The following is an 11,376-nucleotide window of genomic DNA, read 5'->3' on the forward strand; positions in this document are numbered from 1 at the left end:
GGTTGCGGGAGTGTCCGCGGCATGGATGGGTTTACGGCGTCTCCCGCAACCGGACCCACCCCGCCTACCCACGAGTAGCCAGCTTTTGCCGTTGCCGTTGATTCGGCAGGTGCAGGGCTGCAAGCCCTGCCGAACACCCCCTACCTGCGGGGTGCGAGCTGCTCGAGCATTTCCCAGGACTTCAGGCCGCGCGGCCCGAGGTGATGGGCCAGCACCCGCCGCATCGGCAGGCGCAGGCTGGCCAGGTCGGCGGCAGCGGGCTCTTCGTCGGCCGCCAACGCCAGCAGCGCCGAGCCAGTGGCCGCCGCCCGGCGCTCCCCGCCGCGCTCGCTCAGCAGTCGCTGCGCGCCTTCCTGAGGATCCAGTTCGTAGCGCGCCGCCGGGTCGATCGGCTGGCCATCGCTGGCGCTGTCCAGATCGAAACCCAGGCCCAGCGCGGACAGCAGCTCGCGTTCGAAGCGACGCAGGGTCCAGGCCAGGCCGGCGCCCACGGCCAGCCGCGCACGTGCCTCGCCGTAGGCCAGGTACAACCCGGGCAGCGGGTCCTGGCGCGGAGCCAGGCGCAGGGTCAGTTCACTCAGGTAGAAGCTGGCCAACATCGCCTGGCCGACCAGGCGTGGCGCGGCATCCAGCGCCTCGGCACCGCGCAGCTGGGCCAGTTCACCGCGCTGCTGGGCACTGAAGCGGATCCATTGCAATGGCTGCAGGGCAGCGCGCAGCACCTGGCCCTTGGCGGTTGACACACCACGCGCGAGCAGGCCGATACGGCCATGCTGCGCGCTCAGCACTTCGACCAGCAGGCTGGTCTCGCGGTAGGCCCGTGCATGCAGCACGAAGCCGGTGTCGTCCTCGATCAGCATCGAAGCGACCGCAACGACTTACTCGTAACCGAAGGCCTTCAGTGCGGCCTCGTCGTCGGACCAGCCTTCACGCACGCGCACCCAGGTCTCCAGGAACACCTTGGCCCCGAACAGACGTTCCATCTGCAGGCGGGACTTGGCGCCGATCTCCTTCAGCCGGGTGCCACCCTTGCCGATCACGATCGCCTTCTGGCCTTCACGTTCGACCCAGATAACCGCACCGATGCGCAGCAGGTTGCCATCTTCGGTGAAACGCTCGATTTCCACCGTGGTGGCATACGGCAGTTCCTCGCCGAGCTGGCGCATCAGCTGCTCGCGCACCAGTTCACCGGCCAGGAAACGCTGGCTGCGGTCGGTGATCTCGTCCTCGCCGAACATTGGCGGGGCTTCCGGCAGCAGCTTCAGCACATCGCGCACCAGCGCTTCCAGGCCGTTGCGCTTCTGCGCGGAGATCGGATGCACGGCGGCGAAGTCGCGACCTTCGGTCACCTGCTGCAGGAACGGCAGCAGCGCGCCCTTCTCCTTCAGGCGATCGATCTTGTTGACCACCAGCACCACCGGAATGCCAGCGTCGCGCAGCACATTGAAAGCCAGGCTGTCCTCTTCATCCCAGCGGCCGGCTTCGATCACCAGCAGGCCGGCGTCGACGCCTTCCAGCGAGCCGCGCGCAGCGCGGTTCATCACCCGGTTCATCGCCCGCTTCTGCACCTTGTGCAGGCCGGGGGTGTCGACCAGCACCAGCTGTCCTTCCGGATAGGTGGCGATGCCCAGCAGGCGATGGCGCGTGGTCTGCGGGCGGTTGGAAACGATGCTGACCTTGGCGCCGACCAGGGCATTGGTCAGGGTCGATTTGCCCACGTTCGGGCGGCCGATGACGGCCACGCTGCCGCAATGATGGGAAGTTTGTTCGCTCACTTGGAATCCAGTTGTTCTAGGACGGCCGCAGCCGCCTGTTGTTCGGCAAGCCGCCGCGAGGCGCCTTCGCCCTCGGTGCTGGCGGCCGGGTCGGCTACGTTGCAGCGTACCCGGAAGTGCTTGGCGTGGTCGTCACCGGATTCTGACACCAGCTCGTACTGCGGCAACGCCTTCTGTCGGGCCTGCAGCCATTCCTGCAGGCGGGTCTTGGGATCCTTCTCAGGCCGGCCCGAGGCCGGCAGCGCCTCGATCGAAGCACTGAACCAGGGCAGCACCACTGCCCGGCAGGCCTCGAAGCCGGCATCCAGGTAGATCGCAGCCACCACGGCTTCCACCGCATCGGCCAGGATCGAGTCGCGGCGATGACCACCGGACTTCATTTCGCCCGGGCCCAAGGTCAGCCGCTCGCCCAGTTCCAGGCTGCGCCCGATCACCGCAAGCGCGCCTTCACGCACCAGCTCTGCGCGGGCACGGGTCATCGCCCCTTCGTCGGCCTTGGGCCAGCGCCGGTACAACGCCTCGGCCGCCATCATGTTGACGATGCTGTCGCCAAGGAACTCCAGCCGCTCATTGTGCGGCGCACCGGCACTGCGATGCGTCAGCGCCTGCTTGAGCAGCGCCGGGTCGCTGAAGGCATGACCGATCAGGTCGCCACGTTGGATGAATTTACTGGGCACCGCTTCGTGTCAGGTCCTGGGAAGAATCGAATTTGCCAACCACATCGAGGTTGCCGATCAGCTGACGGCGCACTTCGTAGTTGACCTTGAGGGTCCAGCCATTGTCGCGACGGTCGAACTTCACGTTGGCCGGCTTCACGTTGTCCGAGTAGTTGATGTACAGGCGCTTGAAGAACAGGTCCTGGATGCGCGCCGGCTCCATGCTGCCCACGCCCGGCTCGTTGGCCAGGCTCTTCATCGCCGAGCGCACAGCGTAGTACTCCTGATACATCGGGAACAGCTTCATGCCGATGTAGAGGAAGAAGCCCACCACGATCAGGACCGTCAGGAACGAGGTCAAGGTCATGCCACGCTGCGTGTTCATCGTCTTCATTGCGTTCTCCCCAGATACGCGTTGGATGTGAAGGTACTCAGTTGATGCTCGAGCCGATCCGCGACGGCTCGAAGCCATCCTTGCACAACCAGCCCTGGCAGTTCAGCCAGATCAGGAACGCCTTGCCGCGCAGGTTTTCTTCCGGCAGCAGGCCCCAGAACCGGCCATCATCGCTGTTGTCGCGGTTGTCGCCCATCACCAGGTACTTGCCGGCCGGCACGGTCCACTGGCCCTGGCCGCGCGGATAGTCGGTCTCCAGCACCGTGTGGGTGCGGCCCGGCAGGTGCTCGAGCAGCAGGTTGGCGCCCTCGCCCTGGCCCTTGTGGCCGGCGTAGATACCCTTGTTGTCATACTTCAGCGGCTCGCCGTTGAGGATCACGCCGTCGCCTTCAAAGACCACGGTGTCACCCGGCACGCCGATCACGCGCTTGATGAAGTTCTCGCCCTTGGCCGGATCGTTCTCGCCATGGCCGGGGAAGTGGAACACCACCACGTCACCACGCGACGGCTCGCCAAACGGCACGATCTTGGTGTTGCTGATCGGCAGGCGCAGGCCATAGGAGAACTTGTTGACCAGGATGAAATCGCCAATCAGCAGGTTCGGCATCATCGAACTGGATGGAATCTTGTACGGCTCCGCAATGAAGCTGCGCACGACCAGCACGATCGCCAGCACCGGGAAGAACGCACGCGAGTAATCCACCAGCACCGGCTCGGAATCGAGCAGGCCCGCGCGCTGGGCGCGACGCTTGGCGAGGTACAGCTTGTCCGCAAGCAGGATCAGGCCCGAGGCCAGGGTCAGCACGACCAGGAGGATCTCAAACAGTTTCATTCAGGGTCCTTTGCAACGTCACCAGACGACCGGCCCCGCAGGGCCGGTGCGGGCTTACTTGTTGTCCATCTGCAGCACGGCCAGGAACGCTTCCTGCGGGATCTCCACGCGGCCGACCTGCTTCATGCGCTTCTTGCCTTCCTTCTGCTTTTCCAGAAGCTTCTTCTTGCGCGAAACGTCGCCACCATAGCACTTGGCCAGCACGTTCTTGCGCATGGCCTTGACCGTGGTGCGGGCGATGATCTGCGAGCCAACGGCGGCCTGGATGGCCACGTCGAACATCTGGCGCGGGATCAGGTCCTTCATCTTTTCGCACAGCTCGCGGCCGCGGCGGTCGGCATGGCTGCGGTGCACGATCAGCGACAGGGCATCGACCTTGTCACCGTTGATCAGCACGTCCACGCGCACGAACGGGCCCGCGTCGAAGCGCACGAAGTGGTAGTCCAGCGAGGCATAGCCACGGCTGACCGACTTCAGCTTGTCGAAGAAGTCCAGCACCACCTCGGCCATCGGCAATTCATAGCTGATCTGCACCTGGCTGCCCAGGTAGTTGATGCCGATCTGGCTGCCGCGCTTTTCTTCGCACAGCTTGATGATGTTGCCGATGTACTCCTCGGGGGTGAGCACGTTGGCACGGATGATCGGCTCGCGGATCTCCTCGACCTGGTTCACCGGCGGCAGCTTGGCCGGGTTGTCCATGTTGATGATCGAGCCATCGGTCTTCAGGACTTCATACACCACCGTCGGCGCGGTGCTGATCAGGTCCAGGTTGTATTCGCGCTCCAGGCGCTCCTGCACGATTTCCATGTGCAGCATGCCGAGGAAACCGCAGCGGAAGCCGAAGCCCATCGCCTCGGAGCTTTCCGGCTCGAAGCGCAGCGCGGCATCGTTCAGGCGCAGCTTGTCCAGCGCTTCGCGCAGGTCCGGATAGTCCTCGGCATCGACCGGGAACAGGCCGGCGAACACGCGCGGCTGCATTTCCTGGAAGCCCGGCAGCGGCTTCGGTGCCGGGTCGCCGGCCAGGGTCAGCGTGTCGCCGACCGGCGCACCGTGCACGTCCTTGATGCTGGCGGTGACCCAACCCACTTCACCGGCCTTCAGCGCCGGCAGCACCTTGCGCTTCGGGGTGAACACGCCAACGTTGTCGACCTGGTGGTTGCGGCCGGTGGACATCACCTGCAGCTTGTCACCGGCCTTGATCTCGCCCTGCATCACGCGCACCAGCGACACCACGCCCAGGTAATTGTCGAACCACGAATCGATGATCAGCGCCTGCAGCTTGTCGGTGTCGCGCGGCGCCGGCGGCGGGATGCGGTGCACGATCGCTTCCAGCACATCCTGCACGTTCAAGCCGGTCTTGGCGCTGACCGGCACCGCGTCGGAGGCGTCGATGCCGATCACGGCCTCGATCTCGGCCTTGGCGCGCTCGATGTCGGCGGTGGGCAGGTCGATCTTGTTGATCACCGGCACCACTTCCAGGCCCTGCTCCACCGCGGTGTAGCAGTTGGCCACCGACTGCGCTTCCACGCCCTGGGCGGCATCGACCACCAGCAGCGCGCCTTCGCAGGCGGCCAGCGAGCGGCTGACTTCATAGGAGAAGTCGACGTGGCCGGGGGTGTCGATGAAGTTCAGGTGGTAGGTCTGCCCGTCCTTGGCCAGGTACGGCAGCGACACCGACTGCGCCTTGATCGTGATGCCACGCTCGCGCTCGATCGGGTTGGAGTCGAGCACCTGCGCTTCCATCTCGCGGGCCTGCAGGCCACCACAGAGCTGGATGATGCGGTCGGCCAGCGTGGACTTGCCGTGGTCGACATGGGCGATGATGGAGAAGTTGCGGATGTTCCGCATCGAATCAGAAGACATAGGTGGCGGCGGCGCGCGGCGTCGTCAGGGTAACGGTCGATTATCGCATGCCCGGCGCCCGCCCGCGAAAACGGCCTCATCGAGCCGGGCCCGGAATGGCCGAAGCCCCGCCGGGGGGGGGCTTCGGGGGAACCACGTGGCCGCCGGGGCGGCCCTGCACCGGCCTTATTGGCCAGCCTTGACCGCTACGAACGCGCTGTTGCCGCTGCCGGTGCGCACCAGCAGCATCACCACGTCGCCCTTCTTGTAGCTGGACAGCGCACGGTTCAGCGCGTCCACGCTGCCGACCTGGGTGCTGGCTACCTGCAGGATCACCATGCCCGGAGACAGGCCCGCATCGCGCGCGCCCTGGCCCTTGACCCCGGTGATGCGCACGCCCTCGCCCGATTCCAGGCCCAGCTGCTTGCGCTGCGGCGCGGTCAGGTCACTGACGTCCAGCCCCAGCAGGGCGTTGGCGCCGGCCTGTGGAGCCGCATCGCTGTTGCCGGCAGCCGGGCCACGCGAACTGGCCTGCGCATCTTCGGTCAGTGCGGTCAGGGTGGCGCTGAGGTCGCGCGGCTTGCCATCGCGGATCACGCCCAGGGTGACCCGGCTGCCCGGTGCCATCGCGCCGATCAGCGGGGGCAGGTCGGACCAGCTGTTGACCGGCGCGCCGTTCACCGAACGGATCACATCGCCGATCTTCACCCCGGCCCGGGCTGCAGCCGAGTCCGGCACGATCTGGTTGACCAGGGCGCCGCGGCTGTCCGGCAGGCCCATCGCCTGCGCTTTCAGGCCGTCGATTTCCTGCACCACCGCGCCGAGCTGGCCACGGGTGACTTTGCCGGTCTTCTTGATCTGCTCGACCGCGCTCATCGCCAGGTCGATCGGGATCGCGAAGCTGATGCCCATGTAGCCGCCCGAAGCAGAGAAGATCTGCGAGTTGATGCCGACCACTTCGCCACGCGTGTTCAGCAGCGGGCCACCGGAGTTGCCCTGGTTGATCGCCACGTCGGTCTGGATGAAGGGCACGTAGCGCTGGTCCGGCCCGCCGGTGCTGCGGCCAAGGGCACTGACCACGCCGGCAGTGACCGAGTGATCGAGGCCGAACGGCGAGCCGATCGCGACCACCCATTGGCCCGGCTTGAGGGAGTTGGAGTCGCCAACGCGCACGGTCGGCAGGTTCTTGCCGTCGATCTTCAACAGCGCGACGTCGTACTGCTGGTCGCTGCCCACCACTCTCGCGGTGAACTCACGGCGGTCGCCCAGCTTGACCTTCACCTCGCTGGCATCGGCCACCACGTGGTAGTTGGTCAGTACATAGCCATCGGGCGAGATGATGAAGCCCGAGCCCATGCCACGGCCCTTGATGCTGGGGCCGCCATCCGGCCCACCCGGCCCCTGCCCGGGCATCGGGAAGTCCGGGCCGAAGAAGCGGCGGAAGAACTCCGGCATGTCATCGTCGCCCATCGGGCCGCGGGCGACCTGGCGGTTGTTGCGGACGATGGTGGTGTCGACGTTGACCACGCCCGGGCCGACCTGTTCGACCAGATTGGTGAAGTCGGGCAGGCCGCTGACCAGCGGCTGCGCCGGTGCCCGCGCTGCTGCAGCTGGCGCAGGCTGGGTCTGCGCGGCAGGCGCGGGGGCCTGTGCGCAGGCCACCAGGGGAAGGGTCAGGGCCAGCAGACCCATGGCCTGCGTGCGGAGTCGGGGAGTCATCGGACGGCAACCTCCGGATCGGATGGAAAGAGGAATACGGACCCCGCCGGCGGCGGGGCGTGAAAGCGCCCGGCTCAGTCGCGCGGGCGCGGCGGCACCGGCAGGTCGTCCTGCAGGCGCGGCTCGAACGGATAGAACGCCGCGCCGCCGGCATGGGCCGGGAAGCTGGCATTGAGTGCGCCACCGGCAGCGGGCGCCAGGCTGGAACGCGGCCACGGCCGGGCCTGCAGTCCGCCCACCTCGCCGAACGGCAGGTTGCGGCTGGCGTTGGCCGGCACGGTCGGGGTCAACGGCGCCGGCGCTGCGGCGACGGCCCGTTGCGGGGCCTCGTCGCGCTGGGCGGCACGCGCAGCCTGCTGGGTACGCGTGGCGCTGGCACGGCGGGCGTCCTGACGACGGCTGGAAGCGGCCATCGCCACAGCCGGCGCAGCAGCCACGGCCATCGCGGCCGTATCCACCGAAGCCTCGGTCACCGGGGCCGGCGTGGTGGGCGCCGGCGCCAGCTCCGCCTGGCTGGCGATCACCTGCGGCGCCAGCGGTTCACCCGGCGTGGCCTCCTTCAGCTTCTCGCCGCCGATGAACAGCGCGACGGCGGCCACCGACGCGGCCAGGGCGGCGCCGCCGCCCCAGGCCCGCCAGCCACTGCGGCGTACCTGGCGACGCGGCTCGACCTGCGGCGCCGGTTCGGCCGCGATGGCGGCGGCCACGGCCGCGCTGAAGCCGGCCGGCGCCAGCGCCGACGCCTGCCCGCGCATCACGTCGCCCAGCAGCTGCCAGCGTTCCTGGCATCCGGCCAGCTCGGGGTCGTGCTCCATCCGGCGCAGCAGGAAGCGCGCTTCGTCGGCGCCCAGTTCACCATCGACCAGGGCCGACAGCTGCTCGCGATGGCGCTGGTCCAGGCGCTGTCCGGCGGGCGATTGGTGGTTCTGCGATTCGTTGAACGGTTTACTGGTCATACGCGGCTCTTCTCACGGGTGGCGCTGCCGATGTCCAGCAGCGGCCGGAGTTCGGTGTCGATCGCCTCGCGCGCCCGGAAGATCCGTGAACGCACCGTGCCGATCGGGCACCCCATCTTCTGCGCGATATCCTCGTAGCTCAGGCCTTCCACCTCGCGCAGGGTGATTGCCGACCGGAGTTCTTCCGGCAGCGCGTTGACGGCCTTCATTACCGTCTGTTCCAGCTCCTGGCGCATCAATTCGCGTTCGGGCGTGTCGGTGTCGCGCAGGCGGGTACCGGTGTCGAACTGTTCGGCGTCGCCGATGTCGATGTCATCGGTCGGCGGCCGTCGATTGTGTGAAGCCAGGTAGTTTTTGGCGGTATTCACGGCGATTCGATGCAACCAGGTTGAGAACTGGGCGTCGCCACGGAAACTCCCGATCGCGCGGTAGGCGCGGATGAAAGTGTCCTGGGCGACGTCCTGACATTCGCTCCAGTCGGCGATGTAGCGACCGACCAGGGCCACCACCCGATGCTGGTACTTGCGCACCAGGACATCGAAGGCGGCACTCTCGCCGTGCTGCACGCGCCGGACCAGTTCCAGATCCAGCTCCTGTGGTGTATCAACCTCGGCCATGAGGGGCCGCACTCCTGTCAGCCCAACCGACGTCGGGCAATGAGACTGCCAATCCCGGGAAAAGTTCAGTCGCCGATCACCTGGCGCCGCACCAGCTTTTAACCACCGTTCCGTTAGCGTCCCGGTCCACGGCCATGGATCCGGGGGCGCCACTCCCCTGCTATTGGGATTTGACGCGGGGGAAACAACCTCTGGATCATAGCCGCTTCTCCATACACAACCGGATGGAACGTCCATGCTCTCAGGCTTCGATGGTCTCCGCTTCAGCCACTGGCACCCCGAGATCCGCGACGACGGCGTGGTGGTTCTCTCCCTGGATCGTCAGGACAGCAGCGTCAACGCCATGTCGCAGGACGTGCTGCTGGAGCTGGGCGACCTGCTTGAGCGCATCGCGCTGGATCCTCCCAAGGGCGTGGTGATCCAGTCGCTGAAGAAGGCCGGTTTCATTGCCGGTGCCGACCTGAAGGAGTTCCAGGAGTTCGACCGTCGCGGCACTGTCAACGACGCGATCCGGCGTGGCCAGGCCACCTACCAGAAGCTGGCCGAACTGCCCTGCCCGACCGTGGCGGCGATCCATGGCCACTGCCTGGGAGGCGGCACCGAACTGGCGCTGGCCTGCCGCTACCGCGTGGCCTCCAACGACAGCAGCACCCGCATCGGCCTGCCGGAAACCCAGCTGGGCATCTTCCCGGGCTGGGGCGGCAGCGCCCGCCTGCCGCAACTGGTGGGTGCACCGGCGGCGATGGACATGATGCTGACCGGACGCACCCTGTCGGCCTCGGCCGCGCGTGGCATCGGCCTGGTCGACAAGGTGGTGGCGCCGGCGGTGGTGCTCGACACCGCCGTCGCGCTGGCGCTGTCCGGCACCAGCCGCCCGTTCAAGCAGCGCGCGATGGCCTGGGCCACCAACACCTGGCTGGCACGCCGGCTGCTGGCGCCGCAGATGGTCAAGCAGGTCGCACGCAAGGCGAAGAAGGACCAGTACCCGGCGCCGTACGCGCTGATCAGCACCTGGCAACGCAGTGGTGGCAAGCCGATCCAGGCGCGTTTGGACGCCGAGCGGCGCGCGGTGGTGAAGCTGGCCAGTACACCGACCGCGCGCAACCTGATCCGTATCTTCTTCCTGACCGAGCGACTGAAGGGCCTGGGCGGTGGTGATTCCGGCATCCGTCACGTGCACGTGGTCGGCGCCGGCGTGATGGGCGGCGACATCGCCGCGTGGGCCGCCTACAAGGGCTTCGAGGTGACCCTGCAGGACCGCGAGCAGCGCTTCATCGACCCGGCCATGGAACGCGCGCAGGCGCTGTTCGCCAAGAAGGTGCGTGACGAGAGCAAGCGCCCTGCCGTGGCCGCGCGCCTGCGTGCCGATCTGGAAGGCAACGGCGTGGCCGAAGCCGATCTGGTGATCGAGGCCATCATCGAGAACCCCGAGGCCAAGCGTGCGCTGTACCAGACGCTGGAACCGAAGATGAAGCAGGACGCGCTGCTGACAACCAACACTTCGTCGATCCCGCTGGTTGAACTGCGCGATCACATCCAGCGCCCGGCGCAGTTCGCCGGCCTGCACTATTTCAACCCGGTCGCGCAGATGCCGTTGGTGGAGATCATCCATCACGACGGCATGGCGCCGGAAACCGAACGCCGCCTGGCCGCGTTCTGCAAGGCACTGGGCAAGTTCCCGGTGCCGGTGGCCGGCAGCCCGGGCTTCCTGGTCAACCGCGTGCTGTTCCCTTACATGCTGGAAGCGGCCACCGCGTATGCCGAAGGCATTCCGGGCCCGGTGATCGACAAGGCCGCCGTGAAGTTCGGCATGCCGATGGGACCGATCGAACTGATCGACACCGTGGGGCTGGACGTGGCTGCGGGCGTGGGCCGCGAACTGGCGCCGTTCCTCGGCCTGCAGATTCCGGCGGCCCTGCAGACGGTGGAACAGGACAAGCGCGGCAAGAAGGATGGCCAGGGCATCTACACCTGGGAGAACGGCAAGCCGAAGAAGCCGGACGTGGCCAGCGATTACCAGGCCCCGGCCGATCTGGAGGACCGCCTGATCCTGCCGCTGTTGAACGAGGCGGTTGCGTGCCTGCACGAAGGTGTAGTGGCCGATGCGGACCTGTTGGATGCGGGCGTGATCTTCGGTACCGGTTTCGCGCCGTTCCGTGGCGGCCCGATCCAGCACATCCGTGCGGTGGGTGCCGATGCGATCGTCGAGCGGTTGAAGGCGCTGCAGCAGCGGCATGGCGACCGCTTCGCCCCGCGCCCGGGCTGGGACAACCCCGCCCTGCGCGAACCGGTGGTCTGAGTTTATCGGCCGGGCCTGCGGCCCGGCACCCGCAGAAGCAAAAACCAGAGCCAGAGCCGGAGCAACAGCCGGCTCTGGCTTTTCTGTTTGTTGGGCGGGGCGGTGTCGGTTGGTGAACTGCGATGACTGGTAGGTGTCGACCTTGGTCGACACGCTTGATCCACGCCATGCGTGGATGCGAGCGAAGCGACGTTTGCTTTTGATTTTCTTTTTCTTCTCCGTGGCTGGACAGCACACGGAAACTGTCAGAGGTCGGGGGGGGGGGGGGGGGGGGGGGGGGGGGGGG

Annotated in this window: 10 protein-coding genes; 1 reads left to right on the top strand and 9 read right to left on the bottom strand. The window is 67.1% G+C overall.

The window, feature by feature from the left end:
* Window positions 1-140: 140 nt before the first annotated feature.
* The 9 genes from recO to rpoE all read right to left on the bottom strand — a co-directional run bounded on the left by recO (window position 141) and on the right by rpoE (window position 8,791).
* A complete protein-coding gene (recO, locus tag O0J15_RS18985) occupies window positions 141-860 on the bottom strand; it encodes a DNA repair protein RecO (protein ID WP_155029935.1) in 720 nt (239 codons plus the stop codon).
* Between the two features lie 18 nt (window positions 861-878).
* Window positions 879-1,775, bottom strand: a complete 897-nt coding sequence (gene era, locus O0J15_RS18990; RefSeq protein ID WP_019662166.1) for a GTPase Era — start codon at window positions 1,773-1,775, stop codon at window positions 879-881.
* Window positions 1,772-2,452: a ribonuclease III gene (rnc, locus tag O0J15_RS18995; RefSeq protein ID WP_019662167.1), complete on the bottom strand. Its 681-nt coding sequence runs from the start codon at window positions 2,450-2,452 to the stop codon at window positions 1,772-1,774. The genes era and rnc overlap by 4 nt, the downstream gene beginning before the upstream one ends.
* Window positions 2,442-2,825: a DUF4845 domain-containing protein gene (locus tag O0J15_RS19000; RefSeq protein ID WP_010482821.1), complete on the bottom strand. Its 384-nt coding sequence runs from the start codon at window positions 2,823-2,825 to the stop codon at window positions 2,442-2,444. Before O0J15_RS19000 ends, rnc begins: the two co-directional genes overlap by 11 nt.
* A 37-nt stretch (window positions 2,826-2,862) precedes the next feature.
* Window positions 2,863-3,657, bottom strand: coding sequence for a signal peptidase I (gene lepB / locus O0J15_RS19005; RefSeq protein ID WP_019662168.1), 795 nt, complete (start codon window positions 3,655-3,657; stop codon window positions 2,863-2,865).
* 54 nt (window positions 3,658-3,711) lie between these two features.
* Window positions 3,712-5,505 (bottom strand): translation elongation factor 4, encoded by a 1,794-nt coding sequence (lepA, locus tag O0J15_RS19010; protein WP_019662169.1) that lies wholly within the window; start codon window positions 5,503-5,505, stop codon window positions 3,712-3,714.
* Window positions 5,506-5,685: 180 nt separating this feature from the next.
* A complete protein-coding gene (locus tag O0J15_RS19015; RefSeq protein WP_308306114.1) occupies window positions 5,686-7,218 on the bottom strand; it encodes a DegQ family serine endoprotease in 1,533 nt (510 codons plus the stop codon).
* Between the two features lie 74 nt (window positions 7,219-7,292).
* On the bottom strand, window positions 7,293-8,174 hold the full coding sequence (locus tag O0J15_RS19020; RefSeq protein ID WP_134732519.1) for an RseA family anti-sigma factor: 882 nt from the start codon (window positions 8,172-8,174) through the stop codon (window positions 7,293-7,295).
* Window positions 8,171-8,791 carry an RNA polymerase sigma factor RpoE gene (rpoE, locus tag O0J15_RS19025; RefSeq protein WP_019662172.1) on the bottom strand — a complete coding sequence of 207 codons (621 nt, stop codon included), beginning with the start codon at window positions 8,789-8,791 and terminating at the stop codon, window positions 8,171-8,173. The genes O0J15_RS19020 and rpoE overlap by 4 nt, the downstream gene beginning before the upstream one ends.
* Before the next feature lie 235 nt (window positions 8,792-9,026).
* Between rpoE and O0J15_RS19030 the strand changes: the two genes are divergently transcribed.
* Window positions 9,027-11,090, top strand: a complete 2,064-nt coding sequence (locus tag O0J15_RS19030; protein WP_171952935.1) for a 3-hydroxyacyl-CoA dehydrogenase NAD-binding domain-containing protein — start codon at window positions 9,027-9,029, stop codon at window positions 11,088-11,090.
* The last annotated feature ends 286 nt before the right edge of the window (window positions 11,091-11,376 follow it).

The organism is Stenotrophomonas sp. Sm10, from assembly GCF_030985515.1.
GTDB lineage: Bacteria > Pseudomonadota > Gammaproteobacteria > Xanthomonadales > Xanthomonadaceae > Stenotrophomonas > Stenotrophomonas hibiscicola.

What these genes read in the sequence shown, in the direction of transcription:
- O0J15_RS19000 (WP_010482821.1), bottom strand. Translation starts at nt 2,825, where the DNA reads ATGAAGACGATGAACACGCAGCGTGGCATGACCTTGACCTCGTTCCTG.
- rpoE (WP_019662172.1), bottom strand. Translation starts at nt 8,791, where the DNA reads ATGGCCGAGGTTGATACACCACAGGAGCTGGATCTGGAACTGGTCCGG.
- recO (WP_155029935.1), bottom strand. Translation starts at nt 860, where the DNA reads ATGCTGATCGAGGACGACACCGGCTTCGTGCTGCATGCACGGGCCTAC.
- O0J15_RS19020 (WP_134732519.1), bottom strand. Translation starts at nt 8,174, where the DNA reads ATGACCAGTAAACCGTTCAACGAATCGCAGAACCACCAATCGCCCGCC.
- O0J15_RS19015 (WP_308306114.1), bottom strand. Translation starts at nt 7,218, where the DNA reads ATGACTCCCCGACTCCGCACGCAGGCCATGGGTCTGCTGGCCCTGACC.
- lepB (WP_019662168.1), bottom strand. Translation starts at nt 3,657, where the DNA reads ATGAAACTGTTTGAGATCCTCCTGGTCGTGCTGACCCTGGCCTCGGGC.
- lepA (WP_019662169.1), bottom strand. Translation starts at nt 5,505, where the DNA reads ATGCGGAACATCCGCAACTTCTCCATCATCGCCCATGTCGACCACGGC.
- O0J15_RS19030 (WP_171952935.1), top strand. Translation starts at nt 9,027, where the DNA reads ATGCTCTCAGGCTTCGATGGTCTCCGCTTCAGCCACTGGCACCCCGAG.